The 15,294-nt window shown below is 70.5% G+C and carries 14 protein-coding genes; 7 read left to right on the top strand and 7 right to left on the bottom strand.

Annotation, left to right across the window (positions count from 1 at the left end; all coding sequences use genetic code 11):
- The first annotated feature begins 31 nt into the window (after positions 1–31).
- The gene (locus ABZT17_RS31240) at positions 32–1,102 is read left to right on the top strand and encodes a LacI family DNA-binding transcriptional regulator (RefSeq protein ID WP_356353733.1); all 1,071 of its coding nucleotides are present in this window, start codon (positions 32–34) and stop codon (positions 1,100–1,102) included.
- 173 nt (positions 1,103–1,275) lie between these two features.
- Here ABZT17_RS31240 and ABZT17_RS31235 read toward each other — a convergent pair whose 3' ends face one another.
- Genes ABZT17_RS31235 through ABZT17_RS31220 form a run of 4 tightly spaced genes read right to left on the bottom strand, consistent with a single transcriptional unit; the run spans position 1,276 to position 5,508 of the window.
- Entirely contained in the window at positions 1,276–2,325 is a 1,050-nt protein-coding gene (locus tag ABZT17_RS31235) for an endo-1,4-beta-xylanase (protein ID WP_356353691.1), read from the bottom strand.
- A gap of 52 nt (positions 2,326–2,377) precedes the next feature.
- On the bottom strand, positions 2,378–3,211 hold the full coding sequence (locus ABZT17_RS31230; RefSeq protein WP_356353689.1) for a carbohydrate ABC transporter permease: 834 nt from the start codon (positions 3,209–3,211) through the stop codon (positions 2,378–2,380).
- Positions 3,208–4,206 (bottom strand): sugar ABC transporter permease, encoded by a 999-nt coding sequence (locus ABZT17_RS31225; RefSeq protein ID WP_356353687.1) that lies wholly within the window; start codon positions 4,204–4,206, stop codon positions 3,208–3,210. The genes ABZT17_RS31230 and ABZT17_RS31225 overlap by 4 nt, the downstream gene beginning before the upstream one ends.
- A gap of 9 nt (positions 4,207–4,215) precedes the next feature.
- Entirely contained in the window at positions 4,216–5,508 is a 1,293-nt protein-coding gene (locus ABZT17_RS31220; RefSeq protein ID WP_356353685.1) for an extracellular solute-binding protein, read from the bottom strand.
- A 295-nt stretch (positions 5,509–5,803) separates the two neighbouring features.
- Between ABZT17_RS31220 and ABZT17_RS31215 the strand changes: the two genes are divergently transcribed.
- Both ABZT17_RS31215 and ABZT17_RS31210 read left to right on the top strand, forming a co-directional pair.
- Positions 5,804–6,364 carry a universal stress protein gene (locus tag ABZT17_RS31215; protein WP_356353683.1) on the top strand — a complete coding sequence of 187 codons (561 nt, stop codon included), beginning with the start codon at positions 5,804–5,806 and terminating at the stop codon, positions 6,362–6,364.
- Between the two features lie 194 nt (positions 6,365–6,558).
- The gene (locus ABZT17_RS31210) at positions 6,559–7,104 is read left to right on the top strand and encodes a hypothetical protein (RefSeq protein WP_356353681.1); all 546 of its coding nucleotides are present in this window, start codon (positions 6,559–6,561) and stop codon (positions 7,102–7,104) included.
- Between the two features lie 135 nt (positions 7,105–7,239).
- Here the strand turns inward: ABZT17_RS31210 and ABZT17_RS31205 are convergent, their stop codons facing one another.
- Positions 7,240–9,093 (bottom strand): NAD-binding protein, encoded by a 1,854-nt coding sequence (locus ABZT17_RS31205; protein ID WP_356353679.1) that lies wholly within the window; start codon positions 9,091–9,093, stop codon positions 7,240–7,242.
- A 119-nt stretch (positions 9,094–9,212) separates the two neighbouring features.
- Positions 9,213–9,656 carry a hypothetical protein gene (locus ABZT17_RS31200; RefSeq protein WP_356353677.1) on the bottom strand — a complete coding sequence of 148 codons (444 nt, stop codon included), beginning with the start codon at positions 9,654–9,656 and terminating at the stop codon, positions 9,213–9,215.
- Between the two features lie 482 nt (positions 9,657–10,138).
- Between ABZT17_RS31200 and ABZT17_RS31195 the strand changes: the two genes are divergently transcribed.
- The gene (locus tag ABZT17_RS31195) at positions 10,139–12,088 is read left to right on the top strand and encodes an amino acid transporter (protein WP_356353675.1); all 1,950 of its coding nucleotides are present in this window, start codon (positions 10,139–10,141) and stop codon (positions 12,086–12,088) included.
- A gap of 50 nt (positions 12,089–12,138) precedes the next feature.
- Here the strand turns inward: ABZT17_RS31195 and ABZT17_RS31190 are convergent, their stop codons facing one another.
- Positions 12,139–12,783, bottom strand: coding sequence for a DUF1707 domain-containing protein (locus ABZT17_RS31190; RefSeq protein ID WP_356353673.1), 645 nt, complete (start codon positions 12,781–12,783; stop codon positions 12,139–12,141).
- Between the two features lie 80 nt (positions 12,784–12,863).
- Here ABZT17_RS31190 and ABZT17_RS31185 point away from each other — a divergent pair, with 80 nt between their 5' ends.
- The 3 genes from ABZT17_RS31185 to modB all read left to right on the top strand — a co-directional run bounded on the left by ABZT17_RS31185 (position 12,864) and on the right by modB (position 15,147).
- On the top strand, positions 12,864–13,259 hold the full coding sequence (locus tag ABZT17_RS31185) for a helix-turn-helix transcriptional regulator (protein WP_356353671.1): 396 nt from the start codon (positions 12,864–12,866) through the stop codon (positions 13,257–13,259).
- A gap of 170 nt (positions 13,260–13,429) precedes the next feature.
- A complete protein-coding gene (gene modA, locus ABZT17_RS31180) occupies positions 13,430–14,278 on the top strand; it encodes a molybdate ABC transporter substrate-binding protein (protein WP_356353669.1) in 849 nt (282 codons plus the stop codon).
- Positions 14,275–15,147, top strand: a complete 873-nt coding sequence (gene modB, locus ABZT17_RS31175; protein WP_356353667.1) for a molybdate ABC transporter permease subunit — start codon at positions 14,275–14,277, stop codon at positions 15,145–15,147. Before modA ends, modB begins: the two co-directional genes overlap by 4 nt.
- Positions 15,148–15,294 lie beyond the last annotated feature (147 nt).

Genomic DNA, 15,294 nt, shown 5'->3' with positions numbered 1-15,294 from the left:
GAAGACTTCTGGAAGTTTCGCAGCGGTGTCCATGGAGGTGGGGGAAGTGGCAGCAGACGGGGCCGAGGTGGCGTCCGGGCCACGGGGCAAGGTCACGATCACCGAGATCGCCCGGCAGGCCGGGGTCTCGGTGCCGACCGTGTCACGGGTGGTCAACGGCCGGTCCGACGTGTCGCCCAGGACCCGGGCCCGGGTCGAGGACCTGCTGCTGCGGCACGGCTACCGCAAGCGCACCGCCGCCTCCGGCTCCGGTGCCGCGCTCCTGGACCTGGTCTTCAACGATCTGGACAGCCCCTGGGCGGTGGAGATCATCCGGGGCGTGGAGGACGTCGCGCACGCGGCCGGTGTCGGCACGGTCGTCTCGGCGATCCACGGGCGCTCGGGCGACGCCCGCGAATGGATGCGCAACCTGCGCGCCCGCGCCTCCGACGGGGTCATCCTGGTCACCTCGGCCCTGGAGCCGGTCCTGCACGAGGAGCTGCGCGCCCTGGGCGTCCCGCTGGTCGTCGTCGACCCGGCCGGCTCCCCCGCCCTGGACGTCCCGACCATCGGTGCCGCCAACTGGTCCGGCGGCATGGCGGCCACCGAGCACCTGCTGTCGCTGGGCCACCGCAGGATCGGTCTGATCGCGGGCCCGCCCCGGCTGCTCTGCTCCCGGGCCCGCCTCGACGGCTACCGGGCGGCCCTTGAGGGCGCCGGCATCGCCCACGACAAGTCCCTTGTCGTCCCCGGCGACTTCCATCCGGAGTCCGGCTTCTCCGGCTGCACCACCCTCCTCGACCTCCCCGAGCCGCCTACGGCGATCTTCGCGGCCAGCGACCAGATGGCGCTCGGCGCGATCGAGGCACTGCGGCGGCGCGGTCTGCGGGTCCCGGAGGACATGAGCGTGGTCGGTTTCGACGACCTTCCGGAGGTCCGCTGGTCGGCACCGCCACTGACGACGGTCCGCCAACCCCTGGCCGACATGGGCAAGTTGGCCGTCCGAACGGTGCTGCGCCTGGCCCGCGACGAGCAACCGGACTCCCCGCGCGTGGAGTTGGGGACCGAACTGGTGGTACGGGCGAGCACGGCACCGGCGGCAGGAACGGGCTCGACCGGCTGACGGATGGACGGACCGGCAGGCCGACGTGGGCGCCGACCCTCGTACCGTCGGCGCCCACTCCCCCGGGTGTCCCCCGCCGCCCCCGCACCGGCCCGGTGGGTCACGCCCGCCACCGGGCCGGGCCGGTCCCCGGCTGCTCCCCTAAAAACGCCGCCGGGGCGTCTGACATGCCGCTATTTGCCGCCCAGCGCCTCCCTGATCGCGAAGTACGCGGGCTTGGGCCGCAGTTGCTCGTCCCAGGGAAGCGCGGCTCCCTGCCCCGGGAAGAACGCGGGAATCCAGGAGTACTTGTCGGTGTAGTCCCAGACCGTGATGCCCACACACCGCCGCACCGCCAGGCACGCCGATGTCAAGTCCCGGTACCAGTCTGCCTGTTGGGCCAGCTTCTCGTCGGTCGCGGGCAGAATCATCCGTACGTCGACCTCGGTGAGCGCGGTGTCGAGGCCCAGCTTGGAGAAGCGGCGGAGGTTGTCCTCCAGGGTGGTCGGATAGCCGTACTGGAGAGCCAGATGGGCCTGGAGGCCGATGCCGTCGAGCGGGACGTGCCGGGCCCTGAGGTCCTGCGCCAGCTGGTAGTAGGCGTCGGACTTCGGGCCCACGGCCTCGATGTTGTAGTCGTTGAGGTACAACTTCGCGTGCGGGTCGGCCTGGTGGGCCCAGCGCAGGGCGTCGGCGATGTAGCCGGGGCCCAGGGTCTTGTACCAGATGGTCTCGCGATAGGTGCCGTCCTCGTTGAACGCCTCGTTGACGACATCCCAGGAGTAGACCTTGCCGCGGTAGTGCCGTACCTCCGTCTGGATGTGGTTCTTCAGTACGGCCCGCAGCTCGTCGGCCGTCCACTCGCGGTCGGTGAGCCAGCCGGGCAGCTGGCTGTGCCAGACCAGGGTGTGGGCGCGCACCCGCTGGTGGTTCCTGTGGGCGAGGTTGACGATCTGGTCGCCGTTCGTCCAGTCGAAGACGCCCTGTTGGGGCTCGGTGGCGTACCACTTCATGCCGTTGCCCGGTGTGATCATGTCGAACTCGCTGCCCAGCAGGGAGGTGTAGGCGGTGTCGGTGAGCTCGGGGTTGTCGGTGGCGCTGCCGAAGTAGCGGCCGTGGCGCTGGGCGAGGTCGGCGAGGGTGGCGGGCCTGTTGTGGGCCTGGGCGGGTGTGCCGGTGGTCAGACCGGCGGCGACCAGGACCGCGGCGAGGGCGCCGACGAGTCTGAGGCGGTTCTTGCGCATGGTGCGACTCCTCACGGGGTGGGGTGCGGGGCCGTACGTCCGCGGGCGCGGGTCATCCCTTCGTCGCGCCGGCGGTGAGGCCGCCGACGAGCTGGCGCTCGGCGACCGAGTAGAAGGCGAGGGCGGGGACCATCGCGAGGACGAGATAGGCGAAGACACGGGCGTAGTCCGACGAGTACTGCCCCTGGAACTGGGCCACGCCGAGCGGCAGCGTCCACCACTTGGCGTCCGTGAACACCAGCAGCGGCAGGAAGAAGTTGTTCCAGCTGGTGACGACGGCGAGCACGGAGACCGTGCCGAGCGCCGGCCGCGCCATGGGGAGCAGCACCCGCCAGAAGAACCCGAAGGCACTGCAGCCGTCGAGGGTGGCCGCCTCCTCCAGCTCGCCCGGGATCTGCCGGAAGAAGCCACGCAGGATGATGATGGTCATCGGCAGCCCGAACGCGGCCTGCGGGAGGATCACACCGAGCGGGTTGTCCAGCAGGTCCAGGTAACGCAGGAGCAGGAACAGCGGGAGCGCGGCGACCGCGAAGGGGAACATCAGCCCCATCGTGAAGAAGGTGAACAGCACCTCCCGCCCGCGGAAGGCGAATCGGGCGAAGGAGAAGGCCGCGAGCGCGGACACGGCGACCACCATCACGGTCGTCACCACCGCGACCAGGGTGCTGTTGCCGACCAGCCGCCAGAAGTCGCCGGAGCCGAGGATGCCGGTGTAGTTGCCGGTCAGCCAGTGCTCGGGCAGCCCGAAGGGGTTGCTGGAGAGCTCGGCGGTCGACTTGAAGCCGGACAGCGCCGCGTACACCAGGGGTACGACCATCACCGCGCCGACGAGTACGAGGACGACGTGCAGCGGCAGGGTCCGAACTGCCTTGGTCTTCCTGGTCACTTGCCGTCCCCCCGCATCGTGGTGGTGGCGCCCTCGAGGTCGCGGCGGAGCACGAACCGCTGGTAGGCGAGGGCGAAGACGAGGCAGATGCCGAACATGACCACGCTGATCGCGCTGGCGTAGCCGACCTGGTAGCGCTTGAAGCCGTACTGGAACATGGTCACGGCCATCGTCTCGGAGTGGTGGTCGGGGCCGCCCTGGGTGATCACCCAGACCAGGTCGAAGAGTTGGATGGCCCCGATGACGGACAGGAAGACGCTGATGCGGAGCGTCGGCGCGAGCAGCGGGAGGGTGACGTTGCGGAAGCGCTGCCAGGGGCCCGCCCCGTCGATGAGGGCGGCCTCCGTCAACTCGGCCGGGATCGACTGGAGTCCGGCCAGGTAGAGCATCATGTGGAAGCCGAAGTACTTCCAGGTCATGACCAGGAACAGGGTCGCCATGACGTACGAGGGGTCGGCGAACCACTCACCTCCGATGCCGCCCAGGCCGATGGAGCCGAGGACATGGTCGGCGAGTCCGTCGTCGGGCGCGAAGATCATGCTGAACAGCACGCCGGTGATGGCCTCGGACAGGACGTACGGGGCGAAGAACAGCATCCGGTAGACGGCCCTGCCGCGCAGCCGCTGGTTGAGGGCGACGGCCATGGCGAGCGCGAACGGCAGTTGCAGGGCGAGCGACAGGACGATCAGGAGCAGACAGCGCCACAGGTCGCCGAGGAAGACGTCGTCCTGGAAGAGACGGGTGAAGTTGTCGCCGCCGACGTAGTCGGAGGGCATGCCGAAGCCGCCCCAGCGGAAGAAGGCGGCGTACAGCGCGAACAGCATCGGCAGGATGACAAGGCCGATGAACAGCACCAGCGCGGGCACCTGGAAGCCGACCGCGGTGAGCCAGTTCACCAGGCGCCGACGCGCCCGTCCCCGGGCCGACGCCGCCGTCGGGGAGGTGCGGGCGACGTCGGAGTCCGTCCGCCTGTCCGGGAGGAAAGTGGAGGTCATCGCCGGCTACTACGCTTCCTTCGCGGTCTTGGTGATCGACTGCGTGACCTGCTCGGGGGACTTGGAGCCGGCGATCAGCGCGGTGACGCTGTCGTTGACCTCCTGGCCGACGGCGGGCGCGTAGGCCTGGTCGAGGTAGAGCTGGAAGCCGGTGGCGGCCTTCAACTGGGCCTGTACGGCCTTGGTGTTGGGGTCGGAGAGGGCCTTCTCGGCGCCGGGGACGATCGGTAGGGTATTGGTCTTCTTGACCAGTTCGAGGTCGGTGGCCTCGGAGGCGAAGAACTTCAGGAAGTCGACGGCGGCCTGCGGGGCGCCCTTGCGCAGCGCGTGTCCGCCGCCTCCGCCGAACACCTCGGTGATGGCGCCCTTGCCGCCCTCGACGGCCGGGAAGGGGAAGAAGCCGAGGTTCGAGCCGAGTCCCTTGCCGGAGTCGGCCTCGACGACCGGGGCCCACTGGCCCATGAGCTCCATGGCCGCCTTGCCGTTGCCCATGGTGGCCGCCTGGCCGGTGGGCGTGGAGTAGGAGGCGCCGAGGAACCCCTTCTGGAACGGCTGGAGTTTGACGAGGTCCTTGAGGTGCTGTCCGGCCTGGATCAGCCCGGGATCGCTGAAGTCCTTGTTCTCGTCGGCCTTCTGCAGGGCGTCGATGCCGGCGGTGCGCATGGCGAGGTAGGCCCAGTAGTACATGGCCGGCCACTTCTCCTTGCCGGCCAGGGCGATGGGCGTGATGTTCTTCGCCTTGAGCTTGCCGACCGCGTCGAGGAAGCCGCTCCAGGTGGTGGGCGGGGTGCTGATGCCGGCCTGCTTGAAGAGCGCCTTGTTGTACCAGAAGCCGATCATGCCGATGTCGAACGGGATGCCGTACGTCTTCTTGTCGAGGATGTACGGCTGCTTGGCGACCGACAGCAGACCGTCGACCCAGGGCTTGGTCCGGTCGGTGAGGTCCTCGACGAGCCCGGCGTCCACCTGTTGCTGCAGTACTCCCCCGCCCCAGGTGTGGAAGATGTCCGGAAGCTTCCCGGAGGCGGTCAGCGCCGTCATCTTCGACTTGTACGCGTCGTTCTCCAGCTGGACGATCTTTATCTTCACCTTGGGGTTCTGGGCCTCGAACTTCTTGGCCAGACCGGCCCAGACCGTCTTGGTCGGCTCGGTCGTGGAGATGTTCCACCACTCGATCGTGGTCGTCCCGTCCGAGGACCCGCCGTCCGAGTCGCCGCCGCACGCGCTCAGTGCCGTCATGCCCAGACCGGCCGCGGCGGAGGCCGCCAGGAAGCCGCGGCGGGACAGTGCCCGATCGCCCATCATGCGCTCCTTGAGTCCGAAAGTTTCGGAGTTGATCCAGAAAGCTTCGCTGTTGCCGCACCCTAGAGACAGCTTCCAAGCAGTGGCAACCCCTTGTGCACGGTGAATCTGCGAGCAAGGGCCGGGCGATCGGGGGACTTGAGGGGGTTCGAGGACCGACCTTCCGCCGGAAATGCCGAAACATTCGATCTGAGCGGCGAACCTTACGGAACCGGGCGAGTGTCCTCTGACCAGAGGGTGGTCAGCGGGCCCGGGCGGGAGTGAGATGGAGGAGGGTCACGAAGAAAGGGGAGCCATGTCCGCCGTGGACGGCACCCCGCCCGACCGGGTCGTGGTGGGTGTGAGCGGTTCGCTGGGCAGCCTCACCGCGCTGGGGCGAGCCGCCGAGGAGGCCCGGCGCCGGGGCGCCGCGCTGTGGCCGGTGCTGGCATGGGAGCCGCCCGGCGGGGCGTCGGCGGCGTACCGTACGACCGCGCCGGCTCTGGTGGTCATGGAGTGGCCGCGCCTGGCACGCCGGCGGCTGGCCGCGGCCCTGGCGGACGTCTTCGGCGAGACCGGTCCGTCGGTGCCGGTGCACGCGCTCGTCGTCCGGGGCGCACCCGGCCCCGTGCTGGTCGCCACCGCCGACCGCGAGAGCGATGTGCTGGTCGTCGGCACCGGCCGCCGCGGCGTACTGCACCGCGCCCTCTCCCGCTCGACGAGCCGCTACTGCCTGACCCACGCCACCTGCCCGGTCCTGGCGGTACCTCCGTCGCCGCTGGAGTCGGAACTGGCGGCGGTGCGTCGTCGCAACGCGTGGCGGCTGCGGCTGGACGTGAGCGATGTGCTCAGGGCGCCGGGGTCACAGGACGCGTGACGCGGGATCCCACCCTCCGGAGCGGTGACCCGTACGGGGTTCGGCCTGCCGGGCCGGGGTGGACCCACGCGACGGGCCGCCGGTCGCTGCTGGTCGCTGCCGGTCGCTGCCGAGCGTCAAGAAGGAGGGGCCGGGGCGTATGGGTCCCGTCAAGGGCCGTTCGATCACCACGCGCGGTCTCTAGCGTCGGACGTATGGGACAGCGCGACGACGCGAGCAATCAGCGACCCGGCGCCTCCGGGCAGGCGGTCCACGACCGTCGCTGGGCGGGGGATCTGGTGAGCGCCGGCCGCTGCGCGGTCGTACTGCCGGCCCTGCTGTTCCTGATCGACTGGGGTGCGGACACCCTGTCCGCCCGGCGGGGCGCCCTGTGGATCGCGCTCGCTGCGCTGCTGTTCCTCGCGCTCTGCCCGGACCGCATCCGGGCCGGCGAGGGCTGGCTGACCTCACGCCGGCTGCTGCGCACCCGCAGAGTCCGCACCGACCTCCTGGTGTCCGTGCGCTGCCTGGAGGGAATCACACAGCGACTGGTCTTCCGGGACGTCTTCGGCGAACGCGTCGAACTCGACCCCCGGGTCCTGGTCGACAACCCCGACCTCTGGCACCGGCTCCACCAGGACGCCCGCAGATCACTCGCACTGGGCACCCTGCTGTGCGGGGCTACCGCGCTGCAGCGGATCGCGGACCGGGTGGAACGCGAGACGGCCCGCACGGTGTTCGAGGTCTCCGACCTGAAGTGACGATTCCGCACCCCCCTCCCTCACTTCTCACCCCTCGCCCCTCATCTCACCCCGCACCCCGCGCCTCGCACCGCCCGCCGCGCCCCTCACCTCGCCCCCCTCACTGCTCCCCCGTCCCCCCGCACCCGTTCCCCCTCACTCCCCCGAACGCCGAGGCACCCCCGTCATCAGTATGTCCAGCCCCCGCCGAGTCGTGGCCAGCACCACCCGGTCGCCCGCCCTCAGCACCCGCGCCTGTGCCGGACGCCAGTCGAACTCCGTGCGGTCGGGGCGCAGTCCGGTGAGGCTGTCGCTGGCCGAGGCCGCCGGGAGCGGTCCGGCGGCCGCGCCCACGGCCAGCACCCGCCACGCGTTCTCCCGGAACGCCTCGTGCACGGACCGCCCCTCCAGTTCGGGATGCCCGGCCACGTCCACGCAGGTGAACAGCAGCGAGCCCCGCTCCACCGGCATCACCCCGAGCACATGCCGGCCCATCATCGCGGCGGCGAACGAGGGCGCGGCCAGGGCCGAAACGCTTCTGCTCCGGGTCAGGGCGTCCGGGTAGGAGGCGCGCAGGGTGCGCTGGACGGTCGCGGCGAACCCGTCGTCGTAGAGCCGGGTCACCACGCGGACGGCGGGGTTGGTCTCCCGGACGGCCATGACGATGTCTAGGTTCTGGCCGTCGTCACGGGTGAGCACGAGCAGTGAGCGGCTGTGCCGGACGCGGGCGAGGTCCAGCACCTTCGGGGCGGTGGCGTCGTCCAGGATCAGCGGGACGCCCAGTTCGCGGGCGAGGGGGACGCCACGGGCGTGCGGGTCCTTCTCGATGGCGACCACCTGGTGGTCGGCGGCGCGCAGTCGGGCCAGCACCCTGGTGCCGACCATGCCGAGGCCGACGAGGACGATATGGCCGTTCACGTCGTCGTCGGGCGGGTGGTTGGCGGAGGCGGTACGGAAGGCCTCGGTGGCGTTCACGGTCGCCGCGACGACAAGCGGGAGAACCGCCAACCCCACGAAACCGGCGAGGAGTTGGAGGATGCGACGGGCGACCGGTTCATCGGTGGCCGGGTCGCCCATGGTGAAGATGTCCAGCAGCGGCAGATAGAAGTTCTTCCACCACGGATGCTCGTCGGCGAAGAGCGCGGTGGCGGTCGACAACGCCACGACCATGGCGCCCAACGCCCCGTAGACGGCGGCGAGTTGATGGGAGAGGAACACCCGCCAGGGCAGATGCCCGAGCCGCGCCCGCAACCAGGTGCGGGGATGCAGCCGCAGCCTGCGCACGGCCGCCTCGGTCGCGTCCCCGCTGATCTCCTCCAGCATCAGCCGTCCGTGCGTGAACTGCCGGTGGTACGCGGTCCGGGTGTCGGGGAGCAGTTGGATGCCGTCCTCCCCCGGCGCCTCCGCGCTGTCCTGGCTCGCCGGGTCGTCCGGATGGGCGCCGGACAGTACGGCCAGGGTGGAGAGGTCGGTCGCCTGCGCCGGCGCCCCCGCGGCCCGTACGACACCGCGGAAGACCTTGCCCTCGACCTGGGGGGTGTGGCCGTGGCCCACGGCGGCGGCCGCCACGAGTTCCGGTACGGCGGTGTCGGCGTCGGAGAGCACGGTCGTGGAGGTGTCCTGGGCGGGGTCGTCGCACAGGCCGGCCGCCCGGTCCAGGAGCCGTTCCAGATGGCGGCCGCGCTCCCGGTTGAACATCCGTATGACCAGCCGGACCGAGGGGTTGATGGTACGGGCCAGCAGAGCGGCGGTCATGTTGACCTGGTCGTCCCGGTAGGTGAGGGCGAGGGCGGCGGCCCGGTCCACGCCGGCCGCTCGCAGGGTGCGTTCGTCGGGCCGCGCGGAGAGCTGGAGTTCCACCGGTGAGTCGGGGTCGCGGTGCAGCGCGGCGATCCGGGCGCCGTGCTCGTCGCCCGCCGAGGGCAGCACGACGGTGACGATCTCGCCGCACACACCGTCCAGTTCGACGGCGAGCCGGTGCGCGAGTCCGTCGTCGCCGCAGATGATCATGTGCTGTGCTCGCTGTCCGGAATCCGTACGGACGGGGAGAGTTGACGTCACAAGAGGCAGAACGGCCGGGGACGGCGGGACTGTTCCGGCCGTGCACCTGACAACTGCCAAAGAATGAATCAAGAACACGCCAAGAAGACCAGGTCAGCCCACCGCACCGCCGACGCCGCCGCACGCCGCGACGGGACAGGGTGAAAGCGGTGTGCCGGGAAGTCTGGCCGGCAGGGTGCCGTGGTGGCCCCCTTCGCAATCCAGGGGGCGGCATGCGTGGCGTCGGAACGGTTCTCGCACTCGTGGTGCCGGCCCCGGTCGTCCGCCGCTCCGGTATAGCCCTCGAACCCGATCACACCGAGCGCGAGGAGGCTTCCGCCCGCTGCCGTCTCGCCGACGCCGGCATCCGCCGCCTCGACGAGCTCTCGGAGCTCTCGGAGCTGGAGGCCGTGCCCGACGTCGCCATCGACCGCCTCCGCCGCGGTCTCACGGCCCGCCTCGACGACGCCCGCGACCGCCTCACCGACCACAACGGCCGGGCGGCACCGGCAGAGTCCGCCGACCTCGTCCACCGCCGGCTCCGTCGCGACCTCATCGGCGTGGAGGCCCTCGAACTCCAGCGCTCTCTACGACGAGCACGCCATCAGCGACACCACCCGCAGACGCCTCCAGCGCTCCCTGGACCTGGAGGAGGCCCGTCTCACGGACGCCTGACCCGCTGTCGGAGGCGGCCGGCGGAAGATCACCCGCCCCCGCGCCGCTCGGTCCGCGACCGGTTCCGGCCATCGGAGAGGTCCGCGTCGGCGACTCCCATGACACAGGGTGTCCGCCTCTCGTCGGCGACAGCCCGTCCATCACTCGGCCTAATCCGCCTGTATCCCACCACAGGCCTCATTTCACCGCCCGATGACTCCGAGCAGGCAGTCTTAACGGAAGCTTGACGCCTGCGTCCCCTCCATCCGTGGGCCCGCGCGTCACTCTCCGCTTACGCTGATTCCGCCGTCCGCGTGATGGCCGGAACCCACACGCTGAGCCGCACTCCAGGAGCACGCCGATGGCCACCACCGAGCACCCGCCTCCCAGTCGCCTGCGCGCCTGGATGCTGCAGGGTCTGTCCGACATGGGCAAGGGTGTCCAGCAGGCCCCGCACGCCGAGCCGGAGCCGGCCCACAAGGGACAGCGCTGGTACCGGGTGATGTGCCTGACCGGTGTGGACTACTTCTCGACCCTCGGCTACCAGCCCGGCATCGCGGCACTGGCCGCCGGTCTCCTGTCACCGGTGGCGACCGTCGTCCTGGTGATCGTGACCCTGGCCGGCGCGCTGCCGGTCTACCGGCGGGTGGCCGAGGAGAGCCCGCACGGCGAGGGCTCGATCGCCATGCTGGAGCGCCTGCTGTCGTTCTGGAAGGGCAAGCTGTTCGTCCTGACCCTGCTCGGTTTCGCGGCGACCGACTTCCTGATCACCATCACGCTGTCGGCGGCGGACGCGGCCACCCACATGGTGGAGAACCCGCATCTGACCAGCGTGCTGCACGGCCAGCAGATGATCATCACACTGGTCCTGGTCGCCCTGCTCGGCGCGGTCTTCCTCAAGGGCTTCCTGGAGGCCATCGGCGTCGCGGTCGCCCTGGTCGTGGCCTATCTGGCGCTCAACGCCGTCGTCGTGGTCGTCGGCCTGTGGCATGTCGCCACCGAGGGCCATGTGGTCACCGACTGGTCCAACGCCCTGACCGCCGAGCACGGCAACGTCTTCGCCATGATCGGCGTCTCGCTGCTGGTCTTCCCGAAGCTGGCCCTCGGTCTGTCCGGCTTCGAGACCGGCGTCGCGGTCATGCCCCATGTCCAGGGCGACCCGGGTGACACCGACGAGAACCCCAAGGGCCGTATCCGCGACACCAAGAAGCTCCTCACGGCGGCCGCCGTGATCATGAGCGTCTTCCTGATCGTCACGAGCTTCATCACCACGGTCCTGATCCCGGAGAAGGAGTTCAAGTCCGGCGGCCAGGCGAACGGCCGCGCGCTCGCCTACCTCTCCCACGAGTACCTGGGCAACGCCTTCGGCACGGTCTACGACATCTCGACCATCGCCATCCTGTGGTTCGCCGGCGCCTCCGCCATGGCGGGCCTGCTCAACCTGATGCCGCGCTACCTGCCCCGCTACGGCATGGCCCCGCACTGGGCCCGCGCCGTCCGCCCGATGGTCATCGTCTTCACCCTGATCGCCTTCCTGGTCACCTGGATCTTCGACGCGAACGTCGACGCCCAGGGCGGCGCCTACGCCACCGGCGTGCTGGTCCTCATGTCCTCGGCGGCGATCGCGGTGACCATCGCGGCCCGCCGCGCCCAGCAGCGCGGCTGGACCATCGCCTTCGGCGTCGTCTCGGCGGTCCTGCTCTACGTCACCGGCGCGAACGTCGTCGAACGCCCCGACGGCGTCAAGATCGGCGCCTGCTTCATCGCCGGCATCATCCTGGTCTCCCTGCTGTCCCGGCTGGCCCGCGCCTTCGAGCTGCGCGTCACCCATGTCGAGCTCGACGACATGGCGGAACGATTCATCCGGGACATGTCCAGCCGCAAGATCCGCTTCATCGCCAACGAGCCCGACCAGCGGGACAAGGCCGAGTACCGCGACAAGATCCAGCAGATCCGGGAGGACAACGACATCCCCGGCGAGGACTTCGTCTTCGTCGAGGTGACGGTCACCGACCCCTCCGAGTTCGAGGCCGGCCTGAAGGTGCGCGGCGAGGTCCTGCACAACCGCTACCGCGTGCTGACACTGGAGTCCTCCTCCATCCCCAACGCACTGGCGGCCCTGCTCCTCCACGTCCGCGACTCGACCGGCTGCACCCCGCACATGTACTTCGAGTGGACCGAGGGCAGCCCCTTCGCCAACTTCCTGCGCTTCTTCCTCTTCGGCCAGGGCGAGGTCGCCCCGGTCACCCGGGAGGTACTGCGCGAGGCGGAGCCGGACCGCCCCCGCCGACCGCGGGTGCACACGGGCTGAGCGGGATCGGGGCGGCGTCCTGCGCCGGGGGCACGGAAGTACCGCGCCCCTCAGCGCGCCGGGTCTCTCCTGGCGAACGCCCGCCGCTGCGGCCGTACGACCACCCGTCCGAAGTCCTTGCGGCCGTGTATCTCGACCCGCAACTCGACGGGCACGCCCCGCTCCCCGGCCGACCGGGCCCTGACCTTGGCGAAGCCCAGCTCCAGGCCGTCGGTGTCCACCACGATTCCCGGCCGGGTCAGCAGCTTCAGCACACCACCGCGCATGTCCAGGTCGATGCGCAGGGTGTCGTACGTGATCACCGCGTCGGTCAGGTCGAGCGTCACGTCACCCCACTCCGACTCGATCTCCAGCCGTCGCGGCACCACCCAGCCGTCGCCCCTCCGAGCCGAGCCGCCGCGCTGCCGGATCCGCGCCACGTCCTTCACCTGGACCGGTCTCCCCGCGGCCTCGGTCGGCAGGTCGGTCGTCAGGACGGCCAGCTCCCCCACCGTCCGGGCGGACAGGGCCGCCTCCACCCGCTCGTCGAGTTCCTCGGCGGTCAGCCGGCCGTCGCCGGCGGCTGTGCTCAGCGCCTCGACGACCCGGTCGCGATCCGCGTGCGAGGCCCTCAGTGCGAGCGAGGCGGCGGCGCCGGACACCGCACCACCCCGCGACAGCTCACCGGCCATGTCCACGCCCCCCTCCGACGTCATGGACTAACGCTATATCGCGTTATACCCAAGACTCAACCCTCTGTCCGCGAGGGCGCGTTCACGGCCCTATCGTGATCGGCATGCAGAGCTACACGATCGGCCAGGCAGCACGGCTGCTCGGCGTCAGCCCCGACACCGCGCGCCGCTGGGCGGACGCGGGACGGGTGGCCACCCACCGCGACGAGGGCGGACGCCGTCTCATCGACGGCCGTGACCTGGCGGCGTTCTCCGTCGAACTGGCCAAGGCCGGCAGCACCGAGGAGGAAGCGCCGTACACCTCGGTCCGCAACGCCTTCCCCGGGATCGTCACCGCCATCAAGCTCGGCGATGTGGCCGCCCAGGTCGAGATCCAGGCGGGCCCGCACCGGCTGGTCTCCCTGCTCACCCGCGAGGCCGTGGAGGAACTGGGCCTGGAGGTCGGCATGGAGGCCACGGCCCGGGTCAAGTCGACGAACGTCCACATCGACCGCACCTGACCCACCGGCACCTCGGGTTCCGTGCAAACGCACATGCCACCTCACAAAGCCATTACTCCAGCTCATGCGATGCCACAGGAGACTTACACCTCGCATATGCGCCAGTATGATCGGCATATGGGAGGGGCTCGACGTCCCTCCACGGAGTGAACCGAGGGAGTAGACCCGTGATGACCCGTTCCACGCGCCGGACCCGCCGGACCCTGCAGGTGGCCGGCACAGGAGTCGCCGCGCTGCTGGCCCTGACCGCCTGCTCCTCGTCCGACTCCGGCTCGAACTCCACGAAGTCCGACACCTCGTCGTCGGCGTCGTCCTCGTCCTCCTCGTCCTCCTCGTCGAAGCTGTCCGGAACGGTCACCGTCTTCGCGGCCGCCTCCCTCCAGGAGAGCTTCACGGCGCTGGGCAAGGAGTTCGAGAAGGAGCACCCGGGCACCAAGGTCACCTTCAACTTCGGCGGCAGCGACACGCTGGCCGCGAGCATCACGGGCGGCGCCCCGGCCGACGTCTTCGCGGCCGCCAGCCCCAAGACGATGAAGATCGTGACCGACAAGAACGACGCGGTGGGGACGCCGGCCACATTCGTCCGCAACCAGCTGGAGATCGCCACCCTGCCGGGCAACCCCGACAAGGTCTCGTCCCTGAAGGACCTCACCAAGTCCTCGTTGAAGGTCGTGCTGTGCGACAAGACGGTGCCGTGCGGTGCCGCCGCCCAGAAGGCCCTGACCGCCGCCAAGCTGAAGCTGACCCCGGTCTCCTACGAGCAGGACGTCAAGAGCGCCCTGACGAAGGTGGAGCTGAAGGAGGCCGACGCGGCCGTCGTCTACAAGACGGATGTGAAGGCCGCCGGCAGCAAGGTCCAGGGCGTGGAGTTCCCCGAGTCCGCGGGCGCCGTCAACGCGTACCCGATCGTCCTCCTCAAGGACGCCCCCAACGCGGCGGCGGCCAAGGAGTTCATCGCCCTCGTGCAGTCCGCGGAGGGCCAGAAGGTCCTGACCGAGGCCGGGTTCCTCAAGCCGTGACCCCCACCGACAAGCCCGACGCCGCGGCCGACACCCTGGAGGGCGGGCCGCGGCGGGGGCATGTCCGCAAGACCGGCGGCCGTCCGCGCCAGTCATCCGTCCCCCTCCCTCTCCTCCTCCCCGCCCTCCTGGGCCTGGCCTTCCTTCTGCTCCCCCTGGTCGCCCTCCTGGTACGGGCCCCGTGGAGCACCCTCCCCGACCAGCTGACCAGCGCCGAGGTCTGGCAGGCTCTCCGGCTGTCCCTGTTCTGCGCCACAGCGGCGACGGCGGTGAGCCTGGTGATCGGCGTCCCCCTCGCCTGGCTGCTGGCCCGCGCGGACTTCCCGGGCCGAGGGCTGGTACGGGCCCTGGTGACCCTCCCCCTGGTCCTCCCCCCGGTCGTCGGCGGCGTCGCCCTCCTCCTGGCCCTCGGCCGCAACGGCGTCGTCGGCCGGTGGCTGGACTCCTGGTTCGGCATCACGCTCCCCTTCACCACGACCGGCGTGGTGGTCGCCGAGGCCTTCGTGGCGATGCCGTTCCTGGTCATCAGCGTCGAGGGCACCCTGCGTGCGGCGGACCCGCGCTACGAGGAGGCGGCCACCACCCTGGGCGCGTCCCGCTTCACCGCGTTCCGCCGGGTCACCCTCCCGCTGATCGCCCCGGGCATCGCCGCGGGCGCGGTCCTGGCCTGGGCCCGGGCCCTGGGTGAGTTCGGGGCGACGATCACCTTCGCCGGCAACTTCCCGGGCCGCACCCAGACCATGCCCCTCGCCGTCTACCTGGCCCTCCAGAACAACCCGGAAGCAGCGATCGCCCTCAGCCTGGTCCTCCTGGCAGTCTCGATCGCGGTGCTGGCCGGCCTGCGGGACCGCTGGATGACACCGTCATGAAAAACCAAGACCAAACGGACCCAACTCTCCAAGCCGACACCACGGCGACGCCCAACACCCCCCCAGCCGCAGCAGCCGCGGCCCCCAATACCGCCCCCACGGCCCACGATCCCGCAGCCGCCGACGGCGCCCAGCCCCCACAGGGGC

The organism is Streptomyces sp. NPDC005648 (genome assembly GCF_040605395.1).
GTDB lineage: Bacteria > Actinomycetota > Actinomycetes > Streptomycetales > Streptomycetaceae > Streptomyces.
Note: the sequence above shows the minus strand (reverse complement) of the source record. Positions and strands in the feature narration are given on the sequence as shown.

Bases quoted from the DNA above. Each gene is read 5' to 3' on its own strand.
- modA (WP_356353669.1), top strand. From the start codon at position 13,430: ATGACCCGTTCCACGCGCCGGACCCGCCGGACCCTGCAGGTGGCCGGC.
- ABZT17_RS31210 (WP_356353681.1), top strand. From the start codon at position 6,559: ATGGGACAGCGCGACGACGCGAGCAATCAGCGACCCGGCGCCTCCGGG.
- ABZT17_RS31235 (WP_356353691.1), bottom strand. From the start codon at position 2,325: ATGCGCAAGAACCGCCTCAGACTCGTCGGCGCCCTCGCCGCGGTCCTG.
- ABZT17_RS31185 (WP_356353671.1), top strand. From the start codon at position 12,864: ATGCAGAGCTACACGATCGGCCAGGCAGCACGGCTGCTCGGCGTCAGC.
- ABZT17_RS31195 (WP_356353675.1), top strand. From the start codon at position 10,139: ATGGCCACCACCGAGCACCCGCCTCCCAGTCGCCTGCGCGCCTGGATG.
- ABZT17_RS31220 (WP_356353685.1), bottom strand. From the start codon at position 5,508: ATGGGCGATCGGGCACTGTCCCGCCGCGGCTTCCTGGCGGCCTCCGCC.
- ABZT17_RS31240 (WP_356353733.1), top strand. From the start codon at position 32: ATGGAGGTGGGGGAAGTGGCAGCAGACGGGGCCGAGGTGGCGTCCGGG.
- ABZT17_RS31205 (WP_356353679.1), bottom strand. From the start codon at position 9,093: ATGATCATCTGCGGCGACGACGGACTCGCGCACCGGCTCGCCGTCGAA.
- ABZT17_RS31215 (WP_356353683.1), top strand. From the start codon at position 5,804: ATGTCCGCCGTGGACGGCACCCCGCCCGACCGGGTCGTGGTGGGTGTG.
- ABZT17_RS31225 (WP_356353687.1), bottom strand. From the start codon at position 4,206: ATGACCTCCACTTTCCTCCCGGACAGGCGGACGGACTCCGACGTCGCC.
- ABZT17_RS31190 (WP_356353673.1), bottom strand. From the start codon at position 12,783: ATGACGTCGGAGGGGGGCGTGGACATGGCCGGTGAGCTGTCGCGGGGT.